Origin of the sequence: Bradyrhizobium sp. ISRA442, assembly GCF_038085055.1 — a bacterium.
In the GTDB taxonomy this organism is placed as follows: Bacteria; Pseudomonadota; Alphaproteobacteria; order Rhizobiales; family Xanthobacteraceae; genus Bradyrhizobium.
This window is the reverse complement of the sequence record NZ_JALGCN010000006.1, coordinates 151,167-174,689: the sequence shown is the minus strand read 5'-3', so window position 1 is coordinate 174,689 and position 23,523 is coordinate 151,167. Positions and strand designations below refer to the sequence as shown.

Sequence of the window (23,523 nt, the reverse complement as noted above, 5' to 3'; positions counted from 1 at the left end):
ACAAGCGATACCTCGCAACCGCCTGTGAGGAGGCCGGCTGGATTTGGTTATGGTTGTTTGGGGCTCGTAGGTGCAACGTTGGGAAGGGGCGTTCAGGTCGGGCGCTTATCATTGGATTCCTTGACCGGGGCGGCAATCAATCCTTCTCGGATAGCCTGTTTCCGAGCCAGCTTGTGAGCACGGCGGTTCAGAGAAATGAAGCGGGCAAGCTTCTATGAAAAGCCCTCGGAAGAAGCCAGCACGCCAAAAGTCCGAAGCCGTTCCGGGACTAATGTGTGCAGCACAGACTCGGCGATTTCCCCGCCAATCGGCTCCCTCAGGGCATTCGGCCAAGCCTGAATTGATCAAATCCAGGCCTACACCAAGGCACATCGCCACACCTGCTGCGTCCTTCAGAGAGGACGCGGCCAACTAGGAGCTCTGACGAATGCAAGTCTTGGTTCGCGACAATAATGTCGAGCAGGCAGCGTCCAAGAGCCGCCAATAGGTGATGAAACGTTCATAATCATAGGGCGTCAGAATGGAGTCTTCAGGAGCGGTGTCGGCGACAGATGGATCCAGGGGCGGCTGTTGCATACTCACTCGAAGCATTAGGATAGGATAGTTTCACCCGCATCACCGAAGGCGGCGAACTGCTGGGCGAGTTTGATCCCCCGCGCGATCTCGTCGTCCCGGTAGTCGAGGTCGCGGGCCTCGTCGGCCACCCTTACGAGAATTGCGGCGATCAGTTCCGGTTCCGGCGGCAGCGGGATGTATTCCTTCGCACCGGCTTGGATCGCCGCGACCGCTGCACCGACGTCGTTGGTAATGCCGCAAGCAACGATCGGCACGTGAATGTGCTCGGCTTCCAGCCGCATGACGAGGTCGGGGATGTCGAGCCCGACATCGACCAAGAGCAGGTCGCGGTCCTTGCCGCCACGCAATACTCGCATCGCCAATTCATCATCCTCGGCCTGGGTGACGGTCGCGCCATTGTCCATGGCGATCTTGGTGGCCGTCGTGAGCTGGCCCTTCAACGTGCCGACAACGAGAAGCCGCATGCTATTGTCCTATACGTCTGTTCGCGTCGTCCACGACACGAGTCCTTCCGTGAAATGTCACAATAATGCCTTGCATCGTCATGGTGACGCCGAGCTTGTCTTTCACCAGCACCACCGCGCCGCCACCAGGCGGTGATTCCTCAATTAATCTACGTATGGTTGCTGAGTACCCGTCGCCGGTCAAGCTCAAATTGAGCACCGCGCGGTGACCCGCCTGCCGGATCACCCGCCAAGCGCATTCACGAACTCCTGCCTTGAAATTGGCGCCCTCAGAACTTCGCTCACGCGGCGTGAGCACCCATCAGCTCGCCGGCCGAAGATAACCAGGGTAAGCGCTGCTCCGGCAATCTCCGCGGAATTGCCAAATCGCGACTAGGCGGTTGGATCTTTGTCAGCAGCGAGACGCTCGGCTTCTTCTCATGCTGCAGTTTGTGTCTTGAACGGACCGATGTCGTTCTCTTCAGTGTCAGGCAACCAAGCGGGTAGGAACCACCGGCCTCCTGGTCTTCCGTAACTGGCAGTGCTTCGGACCGATCCGATGCCCTCAGCGATGTACCAGCCAGAATCGATCCCATCCTGTCGCCATGAGATTTTCCGACATCGTCAGTGTCCGTCCTCGATAGAATGTACGCTCCGGCCTAGGTCGCCTTTCGCCGAGTTCTGGCGATTTGATATAGGCCGAGGGTAGGAGCCCGTCGACGGCACCCTGAGGATGTCCGGCGACGATCCGGGGGAGGCGTCATATGCTTGCGGATCGATCCTGCTAACCAGCGCCGCCACCGGATGCGTACGGATAGGCAAAGGTCGCCCCAGCTCCGGAACAGTTAAAGGCTAGGCTCCTGGTGACTACGATCGCGACGCGCCTTCAAGCCAGCGCATCGGCGGCGTCCCTGATCGCGGCATAGATCTGATCAACATCTGCCGCCGTGACGCAATAGGGCGGCATCACGTAGATCGTATTGCCGAGCGGGCGCAGCAGCAGATTTCGGTCTCTAAAGAAGCCCTGAAGCTTCGGACCGATATCCGCCAGATAGCCCGCGTCCCTCGTTTTCAGATCGAGCGCCGTGATCGTGCCGATCCGGCGGACGTTTGCAAAGCGCGAGTCGGCGCGGAAAGGCTCGATTGCCTGCGCTTGCATCGAGACGACTGTGGCCAGGCGCTGGTGGGACTCCTGATCCTGCCAGAGATCCAGGTTGGCCTTTGCGGCGGCGTAGGCCACGGGATCGGCGGTATATGATAGAACGTACGCGCACGATCTTTTGAATAATGCGCCTCGAAAATGTCCGCGCGGCAGAGTGTCACTGCGAGGGGAAGTGCGCCTCCCGTGAGGCCTTTCGAATAGCAGGCAATATCGGGGGTGATATTGGCCTGCTCGCAGGCGAATAGTGTTCCGGTGCGGCCCCAGCCCGTCATGACCTCATCGGCAATGAACAGGACGCCGGAGGCCTCGCAGATCCGCCTCATCTCCCTTAGCACCCACACTGGGTACATCAGCATTCCGCCCGCGCCTAGTATCAAAGGCTCCACAATGAACGCCGCCGGCATTTCGTTTCGACATGCAGACTCGAGCGCATCGAGCGTCGCCTGCTCACAACCTCCTGCAGGAAACGGGATTGACGTGACATCGAACAGCAGCGGACCGTACGCCGTGTTGAACACCCCTCTAGCCCCGACCGACATCGCTCCAACCGTATCGCCGTGATAGGAATGCTGCATCACGACGATGCGTATTCGTTGCTTGCCGATGTTATGCCAGTAGCCGAGCGCCATTTTCAACGCTACTTCCACACTGGTGGAGCCGCTGTCGGAGAAGAAGACATAGTCGAGCCCAGGCGGCGCGAGTTTCGAAAGTAGCGCCGCAACCTCCTCGGCTGGATCGTGGGTATGGCCAGCGAAGATCATCTGGTTGAGCTTACCTGCCTGGTCCTGAATGGCGCCCACAATATGCGGATGGCAATGTCCGTGGGTCACGACCCACCAGGATGAAATTGCATCTATGATACGGCGACCATCCGCGGTGTGCAGATACGCACCACCAGCGCGCACGACCTTTATCATTTGGTCCTGGAGTGAGTGCTGTGTGAATGGATGCCAGATCGGCGACTTCTTCTTTGGCATCACGGCTTGAAATCATCGGACCGGAACGAGGCTGCGAATGCGCCGTGCAACGTCTCTGCCGTGAGAGGCGAAAGCCAGGGCAATCGCCCTAACCAACGCACCCGCCCGATCTCCCGAATTGCAGTTTGAGCCTCGGCATTTCTTTCGCCAATGAAAGCAATCCCAAGAATTTTGATCTCGCGTTTTCGCAAGGCCTCTATTGACAATAGAGAGTGATTGATGGTGCCGAGACGCGTGCTCGCGCAAAGAACGACAGGAAGCCGCCATCGCTCGAAGACATCAATGTAAAGCGTGTCGCCGATCAGCGGCACCATCAACCCGCCGGCCCCCTCGATGACGAGTGGCCGCTCCCCAATCTCCGGCGGATCGAGCGAATCCGGATCGATGCGAACTCCGTCAATTTCGGCGGAATGATGGGGTGAAGCGGGGGTTTGAAGACAATAACGCTCCGGCACGATCCGATCAGCCGAAAGACCGCCCAGCCGAGCGACAACTTCACTGTCGGTTTCGCCTTCCTGGCCGGCCTGAATCGGCTTCCAATAGTCTGCGCCGAGGAGATGTGCGAGCCCCGCAGAAAAAACCGTCTTTCCGATCCCGGTATCTGTACCGGTCACCACGATTCGTTGACTCATTGTCTCCAGTCCCTCGTCTCCTCAGTGAGCGCATCGAGCATTGCACGCACGTCTTCCTCCCCAACGTTGAGCGTAACTGAAATGCGCAAACGGGCGGTGCCCTCCGGCACTGTTGGCGGCCGGATCCCGCGAATATCGAAGCCGCGCCCCAGCAGGGCAGAGGCAAGCCGCATGGCACGCGCGTTGTCGCCAACGATATAGGCACGATCTGCGAGCCCGAGGAGCTCCCAAGACCGCGCAAGCCGATCTGTCGATGCGTGAACGCGACCAGCTTGGCCAGTCGCTGCTGCCGTTCCGGCTCCTCTTGGAGGATCAAGAGGGCCTCCCGCACGGCAACGGCCATCAATGGCGAGAGCGCGGTAGCGAAGATAAAAGGACGGCAGCGATTGACGATAAAGTCGCGCAGCACGCCGGAAGCAGTGACTAACGCGCCTGCAGCGCCGAGAGCCTTGCCGCAGGTATGAACGACCAATAGATTCTCGCGCCTCTCGTAGGGCACGGCAAGCCACGCTCCTTGGAAACATCGCACCACTTCGGGGTCGCTCAGAGAACTCCGATTTTTGAGCTTCGGCGCTCGTCCTGACGTGGGCCTAACCGATCGGACGGATCGCGACCCACCTTCAGCTTCAACTGTGCCAGTTCGATAAATACGTCCGCCTGTCGCCGAAGCTCTGCAGCTATCATCGGCCTCTGGCTGGCGATCGTGGACACGACCGTCACCCGTACGCCGCGCCGCTGCACGGCCTCGACCAGGGAGCGGAAATCGCCGTCGCCCGAGAACAGGACCATTTGGTCGATATGTTCGGCAAACTCCATGGCATCGACCGCAAGCTCGATGTCCATGTTGCCCTTGACCTTGCGGCAGCCGCTGGCGTCAATGATTTCCTTGGTTGGTTTGGTGACAACCGTGTAGCCGTTATAGTCGAGCCAATCGACGAGCGACCTAATCGACGAACATTCCTGTTCCTCGATAATCGTCGTGTAATAGAACGCGCGCAGCACTGTGCCACGGCTCTGAAACTCCCCGAGCAAGCGCCTGTAGTCGATGTCGAAGCCAAGCGCCTTACAGGTTACGTGGAGATTGGCGCCGTCGATAAAGAGCGCGATTTTGTCGACTGTTGACATTGGCTTTTGATCCCCCCGCCACTCATTACCTTAGGCCGCGTACGATCCATCCAAAAAAGAATCCGAGGTTAAGAGATAGCTCAAGATTGTCTCCGACCAGAAGTTGACCAATGCTGTACAGCACAGACAACGCGACAATCAGGGCGGAGAGATAGGCCGCAAGTTGAGTCCAGAATTCACCGTCACGGTTGAACATCAGCGCGCTACAGCAAGATCAGAAGCGATCGCTGCCATCAGTTACAACAAGGGAAGTTTGATCAGTCCACCCGTCATCCATGCGTCTCCTGACCTATGCCGCGCTTCCGACTAAAAGTTAAGAGCCCCGCCCCGTGGAGCACAGGGCGGGGCCGCTCCCTATGCCCCCCAAGGCGGGAAGCCACGCTGCTGGGAGACAGCGCACTACGGCGGCGTCGCTCATAGACTTAGGGGCGCTCCGATTGTCGTCCGCCGTCGCTCTTGACGACGTTGCGCAAGACAATTTCGGAGAGCTCCACAACCAGCTGCTTGAGACGCGCAATCTCTTGCTTGCAGCGCCTCAATTCGCGCTGGTCATCTGTCATCTCCGATGTTTCAGGGTGGCTGCTATCGCTGTCTTTCATGACGGATGTAGGACCATCGGATCGGCGTCACCTTCCGAACGGCAAGGGATGACCTTACTCCCGCAGGCCGTGCTCCGACAAATACAGTACGCAACGAACGAACAATCTCGTTTTCCGGAAGGACCAAGATCAGCTTGGAATGAACGTGACACTAGCGGAGCGCGGGGACGTTTTCTTGCATTTTATGCCGGGCAGGCGACGAAAAAACGCGGAAACGCGCCGATCCACGCCGTGGTAGATACTGCATCAGCGTTTGGTCACTCCTCGCACGGAGTCTCAACTGGAATAGCAAAGCCCGCTTTTACGCGATCCAATACGACCATCGCCTTGAAGCCCTTGAAGTGCGGGTTCACATAGAAGAATCGGCCGAGTGAACTCCTCAAAGTCTTCCATGCTAGTTGCGGTAACGTATAGGACAAAGTCCGCGTCTCCCGTGACGTAGAATCCGTTGACGACCTCGGCTGACGATTTGATCCCTTTTGAATCTATCGATTATATCTGAACGCTGCCGCTCCATAGTCACGAGTACAAGCATTTGAATAGGCCGTCCCGCCGCCTTCGGCGAAACGATAGAGACATTGCCCTCAATGATACCTTCCAACCGGAGCCTCTTCAGGCGCGCTGACACCGGGTGGCAGACAGTCCGGCAAGTTCGGCGATCACCTCGGACGTCAAACCACGATTTCAAGGATGCGGGCGTCGATTCGATCGTATGGCATTTCGGTTCCAGCTTGGGTGAATTTCACCGAAAAATGGCTGAAGGGCGCAGGAAAGCGTCCAAAAACTGTTCCAAAATGCATGTGGTGATTTCAACAACGCCAGCGATCAGACTGCAGCCTTATAAGCTGCGGTAAGAGCTCCCATCAGTTCAGAGTTGCCAGTGATGTTGGCGTGGCATGGGGGGGAAGGCTGTGTAAGTATTTCGCGACGACGCATTGCCGCTCTCTGCGTCGTCGTACGCGCGCTAACCATCACCTGATTTAAAACTTTCAGTGATCGTCTATGCCATGAGCGCGCCCCTTTTCTTTACGTCGAGTTAAGCCGACCCGCCTAGAGAGCACCGCCAGGTCAGAAAGCTTCGGGTTCGGGGGGCGTCATGGGTGCTGCCAAGAAGCAAGGCGCGAGAATAAACACGAAGATGTTCGAGGATGTGTCGGTGCTGCGGCGCAAGTGGCAGACTGCGCTCAAGCCCGGTGAAACCCTTCCCGGCTATGAAGACGTGATGCTAGGCAGCCTCGGGCGGCTCGCCGATCAAATGGTGCTGCTCAAGTGCGAGAACGATGCGTTCACTGTTTCGCGAACCGGCCGCTATGCGCAGCAGTGGCTCGGCGACGAGCGCCGGGACATTCCGATAGCCGCGCTGCCGCCGGATTGCGCCACCGTCCTGAGCGAGGCCGCGTCCCATGCGATCGCAAACAGCCAGCCCTATCTTGCGGCCGTCCACTGTGTGCGCGATGGCATGGTGCGGACCTATGACGTGCTGGCGCTGCCGACCTTCTCTCGGTGGGGCGGCACCTTGGTCGGCGCTTACGTCAACGAGCGCGGCGCGCAATACAATCTCCTCGATGCGATCTTCGCGACCACCGATGATGGTGTGATCTCGCTCTCGACCATCCGCGACGCGATCGGTCAGCCATCCGATTTCCAGATCGTGCACCACAATCAGGGCGCAGCAAGGCTGCTCAAGGTGGCTCCTCAAAGCCTCCAATGGCGGCGGCTGAGTGAAGGCGATCACCTGCTCTGTTCTGAGGGCTTGGTCGCTCGGCTGCGCGAGGCGGTTGCCAAGAACGAGCGCGACCAGTTCGAAATCGACAGCGACGATCGTAGCCTGCGCTTCGCGGCAACCGTATTCGGCGACATCCTGTCGCTGACGATTTCTGATGTGACGCCGTTGAAGCGGCGCGAGGCCTCGTTTCGGCTGCTGTTCGATTCCAATCCGATGCCGATGTGGGTGTTCGATCCCGAGACGATGAGCTTTCTGAACGTCAACGACGCGGCTGTGCGGCACTACGGCTATTCCCGCGAGCAGTTCCTGAAGATGAGCGTTCGCGACCTCTGGCCGGAGGATGATTGGGCCAGCCACACCGAGGTGCTGCAGGAGACTAGCGAGACCTGCCAATCCGAACAGCACTGGCGGCATGTGAAAGCCGACGGAAGCGAGATCTGCGTGCTCACTTTCGGACGGCGCCTCACCTTCGACGGTCGCGATGCTTATCTGGTCGCTGTCGTCGACATCACCGAACGGCGCAAGGCCGAAGCCCGCATCGCCCATATGGCCCACCATGATGGTCTGACCAATCTGGCCAACCGCGAGCTCTACCAGGAGCGCCTCAGGGACGCGTTGGAGGCAAGCCCGGCACCCGGCAGGCGCGTCGCGGTGCTGTGCATCGACCTCGATCTATTCAAGAACGTCAATGATTCGTTCGGTCATCCCATGGGCGATCGCCTGCTCAAGCAGGTGGCCGACCGGCTGCGTTCGCAGGTACGCGGCAACAACCTCGCCGCGCGGCTCGGCGGTGACGAGTTCGCCGTGATCTTTCCCCAGGCCTCGCCGAATGAGATCAGCGACTTCGCCACAGGCCTCATCAGCGTGCTGAGCGCGCCTTACAAGATCGACGGCAATGAAGTGGTGATCGGCGCCTCCGTCGGGATTGCGCTCTCGCCGGGCGATGGCGCGAGTAGCGAGGATTTGATGCGCAACGCTGACATGGCGCTCTATCAAGCCAAACAGGACGGGCGCGGCATTCACCGCTTCTTCGAGCGAGAAATGGATCACCAGGCGCAGAAGCGTAGGGAGATGGAACTCGAATTGCGTCGCGCCTTTGCCAATAGCGAGTTCGAGCTGCACTATCAGCCGCTCATCGATATAGCGAGCGACAAGATCTCAGGCTTCGAGGCGCTGCTGCGCTGGCGACATCCGGAGAAGGGTATGATCTCGCCGGCCGAGTTCATCCCCGTGGCCGAGGACCTCGGGCTGATCACCTCGATCGGCGAATGGGTGCTGCGCGAAGCCTGCAACGAGGCCGCGAAATGGCCGCGGGAGATCAAGCTTGCAGTCAACCTGTCGCCGGTCCAATTCCGCAGCCGCAATCTGGTGCAGGTGGTGGTTTCGGCGCTTGCCAATTCTGGCTTGTCGCCCAAGCGCCTTGAGCTCGAAATCACCGAAACGGTTTTTCTGGAGGAGAGCGACGCCAACCTCGCGATCCTCCATCTGCTGCGTGATCTCGGGGTCTCCATCTCCATGGACGATTTCGGCACTGGCTATTCGAGCTTGAGCTATCTGCGCAGTTTCCCGTTCGACAAGATCAAGATCGACCGCTCTTTCGTCAAGGATCTCGCGCAACGTTCTGATTGCGTGGCTATCGTGCGCGCGATCTCGGGGCTCGGGCGTAGCCTCAACATCACCACCATCGCAGAGGGCGTGGAGACGACCGACCAGCTCGACTGGCTCCGCGCCGAGGGCTGCAACGAGGTGCAGGGCTTTCTCTTCAGCGGCGCCAAGCCGGCCGCCGAGATAGCGCAGCTGTTGCTTCGTTTTGGGGCGAGGGCGTCGAGGGCGGCGTGAATTTTGGCGTAGCTGCGCGTTCCGACCAGCGTCGGTCCATCACGTCACCGAGCAATTGAAATCCGTCGAAAGAGGCGGTCGGACGCAGGATTTAAGCGTAAGCATGGTGCAAAACGCTCATCCAAAGCCGAAATATTCAGGTGCGAAACGAGATTGTTCGTTCGCTACGTACGGTGTTGGTTGTAGCAAAGGCGACCAAACTTGCCATTGTAGTCCGCGCGATGGGCATACCCAATTCTTCGTTCGCAGCCGGGAGTGAGCTGGCACTGCCTGCCTAGCGGCCCCAGCGTGAGACTGGGAGAGTTCATCTGAGCAACAAGGGATGCGGATTGTTTTCTCATCGAGCTATGGCGGGCGGCTGTTCTCTTCGACCGGCGCAATCGAGGCCGTTTCATGGGCAATCCCTAGTCGCGGAGCTTCCTGGCACTGACTGCGGCGGGTTTCGCGCTGCTCTGCTCAAGCTTGCTCGCGTTTGCCTTTGCTTAAAGCGAACGCGTTGGTGCGTTTCGTGCTCTAGTTGATTGAGGTTTGCCTTTGAGCATGAACGTCTCGGAAAGTCGCTGCGCAGCTCGCACGGCGTACCCTTCGCGTTTATGACCCCTGGCATGGGGATCGCGCTTCAGGCTCTCCTGAACCGTAAGAGCCAGGCTTCGCATGCCGCGGCGCATATCGGTGTGGCCGGTCGCGATCCAGATCGCCGGAGAGATACCCTAAAATCCATTGGGCACTGGTATGACAATGCGCCTGGGTTCGCGAATCGTGATATGGTCAACAAATGTTCAACCGCAAGACACTCTTCGTTATCGGCGCTGGTGCGGGATATGACATTGGCGTGCCGGCCGGTCGGCAACTAGCTGAGGACATTGCGAATCGCACGGGGGTTGTCCTTGATCACGGACGGCTGGGCCGGAACACTTACGATGAGGACCTAGCCCTCAGCTTCTTCGAGCGCGGTGATCCCAACGCGAACGCGTATTTCAACGCTTTCCGCCTGATCCATGATGGCGTACTGCTCGCCAATTCAATTGACGATTTTCTCAACATTCACGAGGCCTCTCCTGAAGTTGTTACAGTAGGCAAGGCTGCGATAGTCCGCACGATCCTCAATGCAGAGCGGGGCTGCAAGCTCTACGTCGATCCGTCAAACATTTACAACAAGCTGAACGTCGGACCGATCCGCGACTCATGGTTCGTCAAGTTCATGCAAGTGCTCGGCCCAGGTAGGAAGACGCAGGAGGTCGAGAACGTCCTTGCTGATGTCTCGTTCATCGCGTTCAATTATGACCGGTGCTTGGAATATTTTCTCCGGCATGCCCTCCAGCTCCTTTACGGTATTCAGCCGCAACACGCCGCAGACATTGTTGCGAAGGCAAACATAATCCATCCATACGGTTCTGTCGGTCAGTTAGAGAAAGTGCAGTTCGGCGGCATAACCCACGCGCGGATGGACTTCCGCGAATTGTCGAAGGCGATCAAGACATACACAGAGCGGATTGAGGAGCAGGATGTTTTGCACAAGATGCAAGCCGCGATACACGAAGCAGAGTGCATTGTGTTCCTCGGCTTTGCGTATCACAAGCAGAATATGGCGCTACTCAAGCCGCGCGAATCGCGCATAACCAAGCAGATTTACGGAACTGCGTTTGGAATGTCGGACAGCGACGTAAGCGTGATTATTAAGGAACTCGGCTCATTTTTTCCCGACAACGAATTTGGTCGTCCCGTCGAACTGCCCGGAGGAGGCCTTAGCGTTCCAGTGATCGACACCAACGCCAATATCCGCATCGAAAACAAGCTGACCTGTACGCAGCTATTCGACTACTACGCCAAGTCTCTTGCGGGCTAGAACAGGGTTTGTAATGCATGCCAAGTTCATTCTTAAGCGATGCAGCGAGCGACGATCTGCACAATCTTCTTAGACATTCCTTGTGGATGGGCCTCATAGGTCCGGAGACGTATCTGTCACGACTTGCCACATTGATTGATCTCAGCCGTCGCGCTTCGCCGGCCTCGTTTTACGCACGGTCATTGTTGAATGCGGAACGCTGGAGTGACGAGCGCCCGGTGTGGCCCGAAGCTTGCGAGAGCGCATCTTTTACTCCAGGGCCAAATGCACTTGAGGGTGATGCTGGCAAGAACAATGACCTGGATGATCTGCACCTCATTCCGTCATCAGCTACCGGACTTCAGCATTGGTTTTTCAGGATTGGCGACCCCGACCCGATACCTGCTATGCCACATGGTCACGGACGCCAAGACGAGCGCAAGAAGTTCGACCCCTACCAAGGCTTTATTTATCGAATGGGTCACCAGATAGGCCGAGAGCCTCGGAATCGTATTGTGGCGTTATGGAATGATGAGCAGTTCCGCGAATTTGCGCTGAGGGCAGTCAAACATTTCCATCGTGGTCGTCCGGACTGGATTTGGCGGGTCTCAGATCCCTTGGTGTTGCCCAGGCGACGGCGACCTCGAAAGTCTGCTCCGTAGATGGACGGTCGGCTGCGTAACAGGACTGGTAAACATTCATGCCTGCTGCTAGAAATTCCGCTTGCATTTTAACGCTAAACGCGTCGGAAAGCGCAATCCGCCCCTGTCGTCTGCGAACGAGACGTGCAACGGCTGGTGGATGTCTCCGACCCAATGTCCGAGAAATTTCAGAGCGATCAGGCGGTCTGCCGGCTTCCCCCTGGCCCCGACGACAGTCGAGTCATTTTCGATTGCGCTCAAGGCGCACGGGACCGCCCCTGGGCAATCTTCCCGCGGTACCTCGTGCGCCGTGCGCGGCAGGTTTAAGAAATGCTCGGAGGCGCGCTTGCGCGGATGATCCGGGTAGACGCACGACTCGCTGAATGTGTCATATTCCTGGTCGTTGCGAACCAGCTTGCGGATTGCTGCCCGAGTGTCGACCGTCGCCAGCCGATAGGCTATTTCGCAAATGTCCTTCATCTCCCCACGCGCAGGCCCGGTCTGTCAGCGAGACCAGCGCGATAAACAAAATCGCGATCATCCGCATATTATGGTCCTCAGATATCAGCTCTTTCGAGCCGTTCGCTTCCTGGGGGTCTTTGCTTTGGCCTTCGCTTTCTTCTTTTTCGGAGCGGCTTTTTTCTTGGCCCTTTTCTTCACGGCGGCTTTCTTCCTGGCGGCGGCCCGCGCAACAGGCACTCCGCCATCCTTCGTCCCCTTGGAACCGCGCACGCCCTCGCCGGCGAAGACATCCGGGTCCTTGGCGGCCTCGGCCTGCCAGGTCTTTTGGGGATTGGCGAAGAACATTTCGCGCCGATGGCTTTTTGCCTTGGATGGATCGAAATAGTCGTTCGTCCATCGATCGCTGTCATCAAGCAGACCGAATTTCGTCTGGCCGCCATGCTTCGCGATGTCATTTGCGGCGTCGCGTGAGTAGAAGTGCCGGAAAATGCGGTCGAACTCCGTGAGGTAGATGTCCGCCACTCGCGTACCCCACATCCCCGGGGCTTTTGTGCGCACTGATCGCGGCTGGCGCAGCCGTCGAAAAGCGGTCAGAGCGCATGCGAAATGGTCGACGACGGGCCGGTCCAGCCAATCACACCACTGATTCGGAAAGCTTATGCTGAGCCCTTGGTCAGCAAAAGCCTGGAGGTCGGCGAGCGAAAGGTCGTCAAAATCCTGCAATGGGGATCATTTCGGACGATAGAGCAGCACGCGACCGGTTGGTATCAGCTGGAGTAGAATATCATAGTCGGCGACATTGGCGGTCAGGACGACCAGGCCGAGCTTTTGCCCATGCAGGAACAGCACGCAATCCTGAAGCGCGCGCAATTTGCCGTCCTTTTCATATCCCTGGAGGCGGCAGAGGATCCCTGATAGCAGCGCGGCTCGTCCCAGCACGTCTATGTCCGGCGCAAAGATCCGATGCGGCGGCATCGCTTTGATCTGCTTCCCGATCACATCGAGGACAGAAGCGGTTCGCGCGTCGGAAGGATTGAGCGCGCCGACCGTGTACATCAGCTCCTGGATGGCGACAGTCGAATGATTGACTTGTCGGTGCGTGATCAGGTCGTCCAGGATCGAAGGCGAACGATCTTGCATTTGATCGATATAGACGCAGGTATCGAGCAGTAGCCCCAGTCCAGCGGTCAGACCAACGCTGACGAACGGAAGTTCATCGTCGGTGCGCCGTGCCAGCGTGTTTTCCGGATCGAACCGCGCCCAACGTCGCGCCGCGTCAAAGTCGAATTCCGCCACGTTAGAAACCGAGCTTCAACGCTGGGTCGACCTTGCCCCGAGACTCCTTGAACGCTTCTGCGAAGTTGTCCTCGAGTGCGACCGTCGCCAGCGCAAACTCGATCAACTCCGTATCCGCCTCGATGCCCGTCTGGTGCTTGGCCTGCCGGACCAAGGCCGGACTAACCCGGCCACCGATGCGGCTGCCTTTTTCACTCAAAAGGCCAGATCGTTCCGCCGCCAGCATGACCGCTTCAAATCGCGCCTTGCTCGCGATAAGCCCGCTGGTCCCCAGCTCTCGCTTAAGGGTTTTTATCAGTACCGAGCCACCCTTGGATGCAGCTCTTCTCCGTTTCGCCCGGAGGGGCGTGGGCTTGCTCGCCGATCCTTTTGCCATAAAACTCTATCCGTTGTTGAACAAAAATGAAATTTGTCTAACAGAGTAGTCTTTTGCTGCTTCGACTTCAAGGCGTCTGATGGCTGTGCCGGCCTCGAGGACCAAGTCGACTATCAATAGAAGAAGTTGTTGGGCGCAGCTGCGCTGTCGATGCTGCTCGTCGGCGGTGCTGAGTTGAACTCGCGTACGGACAGGAGGAAGCCTCCGCCATTTGGTCCGGCTGGCAATCATGGGCACGCCCGATCACCTAGCCTCTTGTTTTGACGGCGTTTCGCCGCAGCGAGATCGTCCCCTATATCGCCCATGCGCTGCCGGTTAGTGAGCCGCACAAGATTGCTGGGATCGTTGTGGGGCCGGCAGCGCCGCTCGAGACCGAGCGGACGCTAAGGACCCGCTTTCCGGGCCGCTCAGGCGCGCTTTCAGGGAAATGTTCCCGCTCGGTAACTTTTGTGCTCCTTCCACCGGAACTGAGCGAAGAGTTCCCGATCGGTAACTTTACGACGAGAGAACTAGAACACGCCTCCAAAGGGCACTCCCCCCTCGGGCGGAACCGAGGCTCCGGGCGAGACCGGTGTCGCACGCCAAGCCGCCGAGCTCGCTGCAGCATTCGGTCGTCTCATCCAGGAAGAACGCAAACGCCAAGGCCTCCGGCAGGACGAGCTGGCCATGGTGAGCGGGACAGGAAAGCGCTTCATCGTCGACCTCGAGGCCGGAAAAAGCACCTGTCAGCTCGGGCGCAGCCTGCACGTGGCAAACGTGCTCGGGCTGCGCATCGAGGATGTTCTCAAGGATGCCCAAGCCCGCCGCGCGAACACTTCCAAGACACCGGACATTCCCGACAGCGACGAGAAGGAGCCTCATGGACCGTCTTCCGGTCTACTTTGAGACGCGAGAGGTCGGCTGGATCACGGCCGCCGACGAAGCGTCAGCCTTCACCTATGCCGAATCCTGGCGCGGGCTGACCGGCGCCTTCCCTGTGTCGCTCACCATGCCGCTCTCGCGGGCGTCGCACGATGCCTCGGCAATTCTGCCATGGGCGGCAAATCTGCTGCCGGAGAACGCAACTCTCGGGACCGTAGGTCATATGCTCGGCAAGTCGCCGGGACGATATCATCGGTCTTCCTGCCGAGATGGGCCGCGACATCGCCGGCGCGCTCTCCGTCGGACAACCCGGCACCGGGCTGATCGCCGGCAAAGGGCGAGAGATCCCCGACAAGGCCTCGCTCGAGCGCATCCTCAATGAGCTACCCCACAGGCCCTTCCTCGTCGGCGAAGATGGCGTGTCGATGTCGCTTGCCGGTGTGCAGACGAAGCTTGCCGTCGCTCTGGATGGCGACACCCTGTACATACCGATCGACGGCGCGCCATCGACCCACATCATCAAGCCCGATGGCGAGCTCTTGCCTGGCGCCGTCCAGAACGAGGCATTCTGCCTGACGCTCGCGCGCATGATCGGAATCCCGACTCCAAAGGTGACGACCGGGACGGCAGGCGAGCGTAGCTATCTGCTGGTTGAGCGCTATGACCGCCGCCGTGACGGCAAGAGGTGGCGGCGGCTGCATCAGGAGGACTTCTGCCAAGCCTTCGGCCGGCCGCCAGCTGCCAAGCACCAGAACAACGATAGAGGCCTAAAAGGACCATCATTGGCCGACATGATCGGCCTGACCCAGCGCCACATGACAGCACAGGACACGGCCCGCTTCGTCGATCTCGCCATCTTCAATCCGATGGTGTGGAACACGGATTCCCACGCCAAAAATTACTCGCTGATGCTATCGGCGCGCGGCGCCGCCATGGCGCCAGGCTACGACATCGTCTGTGCGGCGCCATATCCGAAGATCACCCGCAACATGGCGCAGAAGATCGGCGGGCAGAAACAGGCTGACCAGCTCGGACGCGATCACTGGGAGCGCTTCGCCATTGACTGCAAGCTCTCTCCAGCGCAGACGATCCGGCGCGTCTCCGAGATTGCTCAGGCCGTGACGCACCATGCAATGGCGGCCAAGGCCGAGGTCGAAGCCATGCCAGCCGGCGGCGATCCCGTCCTGGACACGGTGGTCGAGGCGGTGATTTCGCGCGCACGCGGCTACCTAGAGCGCCTAAAGCAAGCGGATCCAGCGCCGGAAGACGCAGCAGCCCCAACGCCCTAGGACTAGACGCATGTCGCGGCGAAAGCCGAGCCCGCCTGCCTCGCCGCCTGAAACGTGGCTGCACATCGTGCTCAAGACTCATGGCACAGCGAGGCTGGGGTACTGGCCGAAATAGGCTACTCGGGATTTCAAAGTAGGCCACTGAAATTACACACCGTAGTTATACTGACTCCAACTACCATTGCGCGAACCTATCTCTGGACTCCACCAGAATGGAGGTAGGGAATATGTCCCGAGTTACCGAAGCTGAAGTTGCCGAAGCGGCCATCAAAGTTCTTACCGATCGAGCTACAGGTCGTGCGACCATTAAAGAGTTGATTGAAGAAACTCCGAACTACCTAACGCTTTCAGCCGAAGACCTTGCGCCATCACCGACCCGGCCAGGCGAGGCGTTATGGGAGCAGCAGGTGCGCAACATCACCTCACATAAAGCGTCGCCCGGAAACGCCATCTACGAAGGCAAGCTTGTCGCCATCCCCGGCGGCTTGGCGCTGCCGGGGCGCGAGGTTGCAGCCTAGCTAGGAGAACTTCGCCTTATAGCCGGGTTTGAACCATTTCAGTTCGGTTCTGCCCGGCGCTTCTTTATCCCAAACAAACCATGCATAAGCCGTCGTTCCGCTGCCCTTGGGCTCCACGCCGCTAGGATAGAAAGTAATACGTTCGCTGAAAACCCAGACCCGAGCGGGCGGTATCTTTGCGAAGATCGTATTTGCGCGGTTCGCGCCCTCTAAGAAGGCAAGCCGCAACAGCAGTGCGAACTTGCGGTTCGAATGCTTGACGCCGCTGGCGACAAAGCCCTCAGCGCAGTTGTAAGGCGGATTGGTTACGATGTTGTCGGCTGACCATTTCGGCTCAAGAAAGTCAAAGCCGATCTCGCCATAGCCGCGATCGTATAAATCAGAACTGCGAACGGGCTGCCCGGTCTGCTCTAGCACCCGGGACATCGTCCCATCACCACACGCGCTTTCCCAAATCTCGCCGGTGAATTTTTCATTGTCGATCAGAGCAAACGTTGCCCACGGTGGGGTGGGGAAAAAATCAGGCCCGCTGAGATCAGCGAACCTTTTCATTGTCGGCTTAAAGCCGCCGTTCAAATTGTAAGTTGGGTCTGCCATTCCGAATCTCCTTGGATGGCAGAGTATCAGAATCATTGATTCAGCAAGGATTTTTAGTGAGTCTTTATGACTCACCCCTGCCTCCCTCCCTGAATGACCGTGAACTTCCGGCGACGATCTGGCGGCGTCTTAGTGGGCAGTGCAGGCTCCACGGAGAGTGCGGCGTCAACAAGCTGGGCAACGCTCCATGCCTTGTCAGCCACGCCTAGCGCCTTAACTGGCGTCGTGCGCAGGGCCTCATGGACGCGGCACAGATTGTAGTGCGCGACGTACAGCGCGACCGCCGCAACGTGGTTGTCCAGCTTCTTGCTAAAGCCGTTGGTGAGGCGGGTGAACCGGCGCGAAGCCATGCGCAGCGAAAGGTTCTGACGCTCAACATAGCTGGCTGAAACGTACTGATCGGGATTGCCTGATATTACGTCACGGCTTACCACTACTACGGCGGCGGGCGAGTAGCGGCCCTGCGCTTCCTTCACCAGATGCGTTACCGAGTAGGTCTTTACGATCACGCCATGAGAGGCGTCCGGGCCGAAGGCATTGCGGATCGCTCCGTGGTAGGGATGGAAGCCGTCCGTTGAAATCTCAGGCTGGCCGATGACGCGGCTGCGGACGTCATGCAGGAAGTCCATGGTGCTTTCGGCGTTACGTTCGCCTTTGACGTTGATCTCGTGGCTGCACGTTCTTTTGCTTCTTGTCAACGAAGCAAAGGCGCTGCGGAACGCGATCGACGAGCCCTTGAGGAACAACAGGGAGACCAATACGCCAACTGGTAATGGCGAGAGCTACACCTCGACAGCAACGCTTTGCCAAGCTATAACGAACATACAGTGAACAGATTCTTCCAGTTGCAGCAGCCTTGCGATACATCTCGACTGAGGTATCCACTCGGCAGATTCTGAGTGCCGGAGCGGCAAGCTGCATCCCTTTTTGGATGATGCCGATTCAGGGAGTGATAGCGATTGTCCTTGTTCCGCCATTTGCATGACGACGCGTTTTTGGCCTTCTCGCGCGATCACAAGCACCTGTACGCGGCCTGTCTGCTCGACCTCCATGAACGCTTCTTTTCAGGCGCGCCGTCGTTTCCGACCCCTCAGCAGGTCGTCCATGCCATCTACGACGTCATGCGCGCCAACCCCGCCCTGTGGAGCGAAGGCGATGATTTCGGCAGCCTGCCGGAAATGATCTCGGCGGGACGCCGCCGGATCCGGAAGGCCGACGTCGCGCTCGCGTCCGAGAAGGGCGACAAGGCGCTCGGTCTTGCCCGACAACTGTACGCCCGGCTGCTCGCCTGGGGATGGCTTGAAGAGGAGGAATACGGGCTTCGCGTTACCGTGGACATGGCTATGGGACCGCTGCTCGTGATCCAACGGCTCGCGAGCCTCAACAAGGATCTCTCGCAGCGATTCGGTGGCTTGATCGTGCAAATCCGCCTCAACCTGGAGGCCGTCGAAAAACTGAGGCCCGAGATCACCGACCGCAAGCAGCGCGAAGCCGCGCTCGCCGTCCGCGAGGCGCGCAATCAGGCCGACCAGTTCACTAAGAGCCTGCGGGCCATTCTGGCCGACCTAAAGCGCGTCCGACGGACCGTCATGGAGTCGAAAACAGTCGCTACCCGGCTGGAAGCCTTTTTCGAGGAGTTCGTCGACCAGCTCCTGCTGAAGGATTTCGAGTCCATCCTCACCGTCAACCATCCGTACCGCTTCCGCGACGCCATCGTCGATCTCGCGCGGAGGATCTCCTACACCCCGGAAACCATGCAGGTCCTCGCCGAGGAGTACACAGCTTCCAGCATGGCAGCCGACCTCGAGGATGGCCGAATGGCCGCGGCCGACGACCTGCTGGCCATCGAAAGCATCTTCGATCAGATCGGGGAGATGTTCGATAGGATCGAGGCCTTCCGCAGGCAGCTCGAAGCCCGGGTCCGCAACACCATTAAGTACGCCGAGCGGGGCGGGCAGGGACTCGTCGGCCGGGCCGGCGACCTGGTGCGGCGCCTGGATGCCCTACTGCGGGACGGCAGACACCACAAGGCGACTATCGAATGGAGCATCGAGCCGCTGCGGTCCCCCTGGTCGGAGCACCATCAGGCGCCGGCCAGGCAGCCGCGCCGTCCCGTCGAGGCAAGGGAGCTCGCCGAGCCGCCGTCGGACCCGCTGTACGAACTGCGGAAGAAGCTCCGCCTCGAGTACATCGCTCGCATCGCGCCCCGCCCCGAGGATGTCAGACGATTCCTGGAGGGCCAGGTGCCGCCATTCGCGACCAGGGAAGCCCGCTTCATGGAAATCGATACCGTGGACGACTTTCTCGCCTTCGATTGCGCCCGCCGATATGCGTTGACGGGCGAGGTCCCGGCGCAGGTCGCGGCCGGGTTCGATCTGGAGCCGCGCCCAGACACGCCGCCCCACGACAGCGAATGGCTTCGGTGTGCGAACTTCGTGGTCAGGCGATCCGGCCCCCTCCGGAAACCAGAGGCAGCCCATGCTCAGTGAGATCGAAAACGTCGAGCGCTCCTTCGGCGCGGAAAAGGCAGCCGACCTCCGCAAAGCGCTGCACTTCCTGCTACGGCGGCAGTTCGTGTTCGCGGGAGATCCCCGGACCGGGACAGTCTACAACACGATCATGGATGGCCGCTTCCGCGACGTGGTCGACGGCTTCTTCGATAGTTGCGGATACCGCGTCCATCGCGATCCGGAGGCGCAGTGGGCCGGCATCGTCGCCATGGACGAGGACGTGCCGCTGCCTCGAATGAAGCTCGACGAAACCATTGTTGTGCTGGTGCTGGCGGCATACTGGCAGCAGGAGGTGAACGTCGGAGCGGTCGAGGACCGGGCCGTCGTAGTGGCCACTTTGAACGACCTGTTCGATCGCTACCGCGAGATGGCGCAACACGGCGGCGGAGGCGCGATCTCGCCCGGCCGCTTTCGGGACATCCTGCGCGAGGCGGCCCAACGCAGTTTGGTCGAGATCGGTGATTTTGACGATGAGCAGCAGGACTGCGAGATCAGGATCCGCCCGATGATCAAGCTGATCAGTGGCGGCGATGCCCTCCAACGGCTTGAGCGCTACGTCCGTAGCGAGGAGGCGCGGTTTCCGCAGCCCGCAGGAGACGAGGCATGATGGAGCTACGACACCTGACGATGGTGAACTGGCACCTGTTCGACGTCGCCGACATCGACGTGACAGGACACGTCGGGGTGCTGGGCGAGAACCGGTCCGGCAAATCGACGATCCTCGACATGGCACAGGTCGTTCTCACCGGCGCCAGCCGGCGGTTCTTGCGCCTGAACGCGGTCGCCGGCGACAGCGGAAAAGCGCGCAGCGGCTCGAAGCGCAGCGTCGTCGATTACTGTCTTGGGACGCTCGGCGAAGACCAGCGCCGGCGCGACGAGGCGCGCACCTACGTCGCGCTAGGGTTCGAAGACAAGGAAGGCGATCGACCGCCGGTCACGATCGGCATGGCGCTTGAGGCGCGCAAGTCCGACAGCAGGGAGACCGTGCTGGCGCTGTTCGTCGCCGTCGGGACCGTTCTGAGCTCCAAGGATTTCATCGAGCAGCGAGGAAAGTCGCAATTCCCGGCGCAGTGGGAGGACGTGCGCGCCCGGATCGTCGCTGCGGTCGGCGAAGGCAACTTCGTCAATCATCGCGACCGGGCGAGCGACTACGTCCGCGAGTACATGCGCCATCTTCTGCCGCATTCGCCCTATGGCGAGCAGAACGCCAGCGCCCTGCAGAAATCAATCGTCAACGCGATGACGCTCGACCACAACCAGACGGCCACGCAGTTCGTGCGGAACTACATCCTCGAGGACAGTCCGATCGGCATCAAGGAGCTGCGCGAGTCGATCCAGACCTACCGCAACATCAGCGAAACCATCCGAAAGATGCGCCTCAGGCTCGAAGCCCTCAGGGCGCTTCGAGGGGTTCTCGCCGCACTGGAAGAGGCGCTCGAGACCAAGTTCAGGGAGGAGTGGATCGCAAAACGCGCGACTTGGCTCGCGGCGCGCGCGACAAACCTGGACTTCAAGACCAAGCGGCGTGCCGAGATGGCGCGCCGGGATGCCGCAGCAAAAGAGCTCGAATTCATCGACGAGGACGTCAAGGTTATCGATAACGAGATCGAACGCCTCACGGCCGCAATCGCCGAGCACGATGCCAAGACCGGCAGAAAGTCCCTGCAGCAGACCGCCGATGTGGCCGGGCAGGCGGCGCACCGCGCCTCGGCGGACTTCAAGGCTCGCACGGAGAACATCGGTCGCCTGGAGCCGCTCCGCGCGATGTGCGCGGACGGTTTCGAGGACTTCGTTCCTACGCTTGAGCGTCTTCTGAGCGCCACCGCCGGCGTCGACATCGGGCGCGTCTCCGACGAGCTCTCCGCGGCCGAGAAGTCCTTCGCGGCAAGCGGCGAGAAATGGCTGCCGAAGATCGACGAAGCGCGTCAAACGATCATCGCGGAGCTTTCCGGGCTCCGAGGCCGGCGCGACGAGGTGCTCGAACGGATCCGACAGCACGCCGCCGGAGGCGCACGGGCCTATCTCGGCGACGACACCGAGCTGCTCTGCCGCAGGCTGCGGCAGAGGGGAATGGTCCCGCGCGTGCTCTGCGACATCATCGAAGTCGCCGAACCCGAGTGGGTCGGAGCCGCCGAGGCGCTCCTCGGCCGCGACCGGGAAGCCGTGTTCGTGGACAGGGCGGATATCAGCGCCGCCACGGCAATCTTCAAGGAAGGTCGCCGCGAGTTTCGCCATGCATCACTAGTGAGCCTAAACAAGCTCGAGCAGTTCAGGGCCAAGCCGGAGCGCGGCACTTTCCCCTCGATCTTCCGGAGCCAGGATCCGGACGCGATGGCCTTCATCATGCGCCGCTACGGTACGGTCCGCCTCGCGGACACGCTCGACCAGTTCAACAGGCCCGGCCGGGCCATCATGAAGGACGGCCTCTACGACGACGGACTCGTCAGGACCCATCGCTGGATCGAAGCCGCGCAGCACAAGATCGGAAAGGCGGCCCAGGCGAACGCCCTGCGCTCCCTGCAGGATCAGGCCGAGGAACTGGATCGGACCCTGGCCGACAAGAGCAAGGAAGCCCAAGCCGCGGAGCAGGCCTTTGCCGCGCTGAAGACCATCTGCGAGGGACGTGACGATCTGAAGGCTTGCGCCGCAGCCTTCGCGGCCGCGCAGACCGAGGTCGCCGAAGCCCAGGCGAGGCTCGAAGCACTCGACGGCGCGGGCGACGGTGGACTTCGCGACAAGAAAAGGGCCCAGCAGAAGTTGAAGGACAAGAGGCTCGATGAGCGAAAGATCCAGCAGAAGGCGTTCGGCGAGCATGACGGTGAGGTCAGATCGGCAGAGAGGAGGCTCGGAGAGGGCGAGAACGTGCCCGGCTCCGAGCTCAACCTGCGGGTCGCCCGGTCGATCTATCGCAAGACCTTCCCGCTCTACTCCGCGGCGAAGGGCAGGATCGTCTACCGCCAGCGCCTCGATGCCGCAGCCCAGAAGGGCTTCGCGGAGAAGCACCGCGCCATCGCGGACAGGGCGCTGAAGGATGCGGACGCCTCGGACGCCGAACGCCTCCGGATCGAGCGGCGGGTCCGCGAGCTCCTTTACGATTACTTCGACCAGTTCGGGATGAGCTCGCAAGTCGGCGCGGAGAGCGAGCCGCTGCGGGAGGTGAAGCCCTGGATGGAGCAGCTCATCGCGGATATCGAGTCCAACGAGCTGCGCCAGTACGAACGGCAGGCGCGGGAAGCGGCGGAAAAGGCCTCCACCCTGCTGCGCGGCGAGTTCATCAACGCGCTCACGGCCCGGATCGGCAAGATGGAGCGGGAGCTGCAATCGTTGAACCGTAGCCTCTACGCACATCCCTTCCATAACGAGCGATATTCATTCCACCGCACCCAGGTCGTGGAATTCCAGCCGATCCTGAAGATCATCGAGATCGCCAAGACGTCCCCGGAGGCGCTCGATATGCTGTTCCGGGGCGACGTGCCCGATGACTTCCCGCACAAGGATACGATCCTTGCGCTCGAGGCATTGCTCGAGGATCCAGTCAAGGACTTCACCCAGTTCGAGGACTACCGCAACTTCTACACCTTCGAGATTCACATGGAGGATGTAGCTACGGGTCGATCAACCCGCTGGGAGCAGCGGCGCGGCACCGGATCCGGCGCCGAACAGCAGGTGCCCATCTACGTCGCCATCGGCGCTTCGCTGGCCGCCGTCTACGGCAGCGCGGAGCGTCGTGCCGGCAAGCCCGCCGGCTTCGCCCTGGCCATGTTCGACGAGGCCTTCTCCAAGATGGACGGCAAGAACCAGCGGCAGATGATGAGCTTTTACAAAAACCTCGGCCTCCAGTTCGTGATCGCGGCGCCGTTCGAGAAGCGGGTCGCCGTGCTCGAGCACATGGACACAATCGTGGAGGTGGACCGCATCGGCGAACAGTCCAGGGCCACAGTGGTGGAACTGAAGGAGAAGGCCAAGCGCGAGCTGATGGCCATCGATCCGGACCTGATGTCCGAAGATGAGCTCGCCACCCGTCTGGCGGCCGAGTAGCTATGGCGCGACGTTTCACGGACGCGATCGG

19 protein-coding genes and 5 pseudogenes are annotated in these 23,523 nt (G+C 60.1%); 9 read left to right on the top strand and 15 right to left on the bottom strand.

All coding sequences use genetic code 11. The features are described 5' to 3' along the window. Window positions 1-626 precede the first annotated feature (626 nt). The 8 genes and pseudogenes from MTR72_RS15380 to MTR72_RS15345 all read right to left on the bottom strand — a co-directional run. Window positions 627-1,040: pseudogene (locus MTR72_RS15380) on the bottom strand (sigma-54-dependent Fis family transcriptional regulator); the annotation flags it as partial. Window position 1,041: 1 nt separating this feature from the next. Beyond that, window positions 1,042-1,338: a hypothetical protein gene (locus MTR72_RS15375; protein WP_341510485.1), complete on the bottom strand. Its 297-nt coding sequence runs from the start codon at window positions 1,336-1,338 to the stop codon at window positions 1,042-1,044. Window positions 1,339-1,905: 567 nt separating this feature from the next. Further along, window positions 1,906-3,158, bottom strand: a pseudogene (locus MTR72_RS15370) (adenosylmethionine--8-amino-7-oxononanoate transaminase). Continuing rightward, window positions 3,158-3,790: a dethiobiotin synthase gene (bioD, locus tag MTR72_RS15365; RefSeq protein WP_341510484.1), complete on the bottom strand. Its 633-nt coding sequence runs from the start codon at window positions 3,788-3,790 to the stop codon at window positions 3,158-3,160. The pseudogene MTR72_RS15370 and the gene bioD overlap by 1 nt, the downstream one beginning before the upstream one ends. After that, window positions 3,787-4,307, bottom strand: a pseudogene (locus MTR72_RS15360) (aminotransferase class I/II-fold pyridoxal phosphate-dependent enzyme); the annotation flags it as partial. The gene bioD and the pseudogene MTR72_RS15360, both read right to left, overlap by 4 nt. A 26-nt stretch (window positions 4,308-4,333) precedes the next feature. Further along, a complete protein-coding gene (locus tag MTR72_RS15355) occupies window positions 4,334-4,915 on the bottom strand; it encodes a LabA-like NYN domain-containing protein (RefSeq protein ID WP_341510483.1) in 582 nt (193 codons plus the stop codon). A gap of 422 nt (window positions 4,916-5,337) precedes the next feature. After that, window positions 5,338-5,514, bottom strand: a complete 177-nt coding sequence (locus MTR72_RS15350; protein WP_341510482.1) for a hypothetical protein — start codon at window positions 5,512-5,514, stop codon at window positions 5,338-5,340. Window positions 5,515-5,771: 257 nt separating this feature from the next. Then, window positions 5,772-6,233: pseudogene (locus MTR72_RS15345) on the bottom strand (Lrp/AsnC family transcriptional regulator). A gap of 377 nt (window positions 6,234-6,610) precedes the next feature. Here MTR72_RS15345 and MTR72_RS15340 point away from each other — a divergent pair. After that, window positions 6,611-9,079 (top strand): putative bifunctional diguanylate cyclase/phosphodiesterase, encoded by a 2,469-nt coding sequence (locus tag MTR72_RS15340; protein WP_341510481.1) that lies wholly within the window; start codon window positions 6,611-6,613, stop codon window positions 9,077-9,079. 482 nt (window positions 9,080-9,561) lie between these two features. On the opposite strand, the gene MTR72_RS40365 is transcribed toward MTR72_RS15340, so the two are convergent. Then, on the bottom strand, window positions 9,562-9,768 hold the full coding sequence (locus tag MTR72_RS40365) for a hypothetical protein (RefSeq protein ID WP_445819591.1): 207 nt from the start codon (window positions 9,766-9,768) through the stop codon (window positions 9,562-9,564). 86 nt (window positions 9,769-9,854) lie between these two features. Between MTR72_RS40365 and MTR72_RS15335 the strand changes: the two genes are divergently transcribed. Further along, the gene (locus tag MTR72_RS15335; RefSeq protein ID WP_341510480.1) at window positions 9,855-10,925 is read left to right on the top strand and encodes a hypothetical protein; all 1,071 of its coding nucleotides are present in this window, start codon (window positions 9,855-9,857) and stop codon (window positions 10,923-10,925) included. A 689-nt stretch (window positions 10,926-11,614) separates the two neighbouring features. Here MTR72_RS15335 and MTR72_RS15330 read toward each other — a convergent pair. The 4 genes from MTR72_RS15330 to MTR72_RS15315 all read right to left on the bottom strand — a co-directional run bounded on the left by MTR72_RS15330 (window position 11,615) and on the right by MTR72_RS15315 (window position 13,679). After that, a complete protein-coding gene (locus tag MTR72_RS15330; protein WP_341510479.1) occupies window positions 11,615-12,025 on the bottom strand; it encodes a S1/P1 nuclease in 411 nt (136 codons plus the stop codon). An 84-nt stretch (window positions 12,026-12,109) separates the two neighbouring features. After that, the gene (locus tag MTR72_RS15325; protein ID WP_341510478.1) at window positions 12,110-12,730 is read right to left on the bottom strand and encodes a hypothetical protein; all 621 of its coding nucleotides are present in this window, start codon (window positions 12,728-12,730) and stop codon (window positions 12,110-12,112) included. Between the two features lie 6 nt (window positions 12,731-12,736). Then, on the bottom strand, window positions 12,737-13,303 hold the full coding sequence (locus MTR72_RS15320; RefSeq protein WP_341510477.1) for a type II toxin-antitoxin system VapC family toxin: 567 nt from the start codon (window positions 13,301-13,303) through the stop codon (window positions 12,737-12,739). Window position 13,304: 1 nt separating this feature from the next. After that, window positions 13,305-13,679, bottom strand: a complete 375-nt coding sequence (locus tag MTR72_RS15315) for a hypothetical protein (RefSeq protein WP_280968965.1) — start codon at window positions 13,677-13,679, stop codon at window positions 13,305-13,307. A 618-nt stretch (window positions 13,680-14,297) separates the two neighbouring features. On the opposite strand from MTR72_RS15315, the gene MTR72_RS15310 reads away from it, so the two are divergent. The 4 genes from MTR72_RS15310 (at window position 14,298) to MTR72_RS15300 (ending at window position 16,347) form a co-directional block, all read left to right on the top strand. Further along, on the top strand, window positions 14,298-14,564 hold the full coding sequence (locus MTR72_RS15310; protein WP_341510632.1) for a helix-turn-helix domain-containing protein: 267 nt from the start codon (window positions 14,298-14,300) through the stop codon (window positions 14,562-14,564). Further along, complete coding sequence (locus tag MTR72_RS40360) at window positions 14,458-14,922, top strand: HipA N-terminal domain-containing protein (protein WP_445819584.1); 465 nt, start codon at window positions 14,458-14,460, stop codon at window positions 14,920-14,922. The genes MTR72_RS15310 and MTR72_RS40360 overlap by 107 nt, the downstream gene beginning before the upstream one ends. Then, entirely contained in the window at window positions 14,810-15,829 is a 1,020-nt protein-coding gene (locus MTR72_RS15305; protein WP_341510476.1) for a HipA domain-containing protein, read from the top strand. The genes MTR72_RS40360 and MTR72_RS15305 overlap by 113 nt, the downstream gene beginning before the upstream one ends. Before the next feature lie 227 nt (window positions 15,830-16,056). After that, window positions 16,057-16,347 (top strand): hypothetical protein, encoded by a 291-nt coding sequence (locus MTR72_RS15300; RefSeq protein ID WP_341510475.1) that lies wholly within the window; start codon window positions 16,057-16,059, stop codon window positions 16,345-16,347. Here MTR72_RS15300 and MTR72_RS15295 read toward each other — a convergent pair whose 3' ends face one another. Beyond that, on the bottom strand, window positions 16,348-16,944 hold the full coding sequence (locus MTR72_RS15295; RefSeq protein ID WP_122405223.1) for a hypothetical protein: 597 nt from the start codon (window positions 16,942-16,944) through the stop codon (window positions 16,348-16,350). 71 nt (window positions 16,945-17,015) lie between these two features. Then, window positions 17,016-17,646, bottom strand: a pseudogene (locus MTR72_RS15290) (hypothetical protein); the annotation flags it as partial. A 257-nt stretch (window positions 17,647-17,903) separates the two neighbouring features. On the opposite strand from MTR72_RS15290, the gene MTR72_RS15285 reads away from it, so the two are divergent. Genes MTR72_RS15285 through MTR72_RS15275 form a run of 3 tightly spaced genes read left to right on the top strand, consistent with a single transcriptional unit; the run spans window position 17,904 to window position 23,492 of the window. Then, complete coding sequence (locus tag MTR72_RS15285) at window positions 17,904-19,433, top strand: Wadjet anti-phage system protein JetA family protein (protein ID WP_341510473.1); 1,530 nt, start codon at window positions 17,904-17,906, stop codon at window positions 19,431-19,433. Continuing rightward, window positions 19,423-20,061, top strand: a complete 639-nt coding sequence (locus tag MTR72_RS15280) for a DUF4194 domain-containing protein (RefSeq protein WP_341510472.1) — start codon at window positions 19,423-19,425, stop codon at window positions 20,059-20,061. The genes MTR72_RS15285 and MTR72_RS15280 overlap by 11 nt, the downstream gene beginning before the upstream one ends. Continuing rightward, a complete protein-coding gene (locus MTR72_RS15275) occupies window positions 20,058-23,492 on the top strand; it encodes an SbcC/MukB-like Walker B domain-containing protein (RefSeq protein ID WP_341510471.1) in 3,435 nt (1,144 codons plus the stop codon). Before MTR72_RS15280 ends, MTR72_RS15275 begins: the two co-directional genes overlap by 4 nt. The last annotated feature ends 31 nt before the right edge of the window (window positions 23,493-23,523 follow it).

What these genes read in the sequence shown, in the direction of transcription:
- bioD (WP_341510484.1), bottom strand. Translation starts at nt 3,790, where the DNA reads ATGAGTCAACGAATCGTGGTGACCGGTACAGATACCGGGATCGGAAAG.
- MTR72_RS15355 (WP_341510483.1), bottom strand. Translation starts at nt 4,915, where the DNA reads ATGTCAACAGTCGACAAAATCGCGCTCTTTATCGACGGCGCCAATCTC.
- MTR72_RS15350 (WP_341510482.1), bottom strand. Translation starts at nt 5,514, where the DNA reads ATGAAAGACAGCGATAGCAGCCACCCTGAAACATCGGAGATGACAGAT.
- MTR72_RS15340 (WP_341510481.1), top strand. Translation starts at nt 6,611, where the DNA reads ATGGGTGCTGCCAAGAAGCAAGGCGCGAGAATAAACACGAAGATGTTC.
- MTR72_RS15335 (WP_341510480.1), top strand. Translation starts at nt 9,855, where the DNA reads ATGTTCAACCGCAAGACACTCTTCGTTATCGGCGCTGGTGCGGGATAT.
- MTR72_RS15330 (WP_341510479.1), bottom strand. Translation starts at nt 12,025, where the DNA reads ATGAAGGACATTTGCGAAATAGCCTATCGGCTGGCGACGGTCGACACT.
- MTR72_RS15315 (WP_280968965.1), bottom strand. Translation starts at nt 13,679, where the DNA reads ATGGCAAAAGGATCGGCGAGCAAGCCCACGCCCCTCCGGGCGAAACGG.
- MTR72_RS40360 (WP_445819584.1), top strand. Translation starts at nt 14,458, where the DNA reads ATGTTCTCAAGGATGCCCAAGCCCGCCGCGCGAACACTTCCAAGACAC.
- MTR72_RS15305 (WP_341510476.1), top strand. Translation starts at nt 14,810, where the DNA reads ATGGGCCGCGACATCGCCGGCGCGCTCTCCGTCGGACAACCCGGCACC.
- MTR72_RS15300 (WP_341510475.1), top strand. Translation starts at nt 16,057, where the DNA reads ATGTCCCGAGTTACCGAAGCTGAAGTTGCCGAAGCGGCCATCAAAGTT.
- MTR72_RS15295 (WP_122405223.1), bottom strand. Translation starts at nt 16,944, where the DNA reads ATGGCAGACCCAACTTACAATTTGAACGGCGGCTTTAAGCCGACAATG.
- MTR72_RS15280 (WP_341510472.1), top strand. Translation starts at nt 19,423, where the DNA reads ATGCTCAGTGAGATCGAAAACGTCGAGCGCTCCTTCGGCGCGGAAAAG.
- MTR72_RS15275 (WP_341510471.1), top strand. Translation starts at nt 20,058, where the DNA reads ATGATGGAGCTACGACACCTGACGATGGTGAACTGGCACCTGTTCGAC.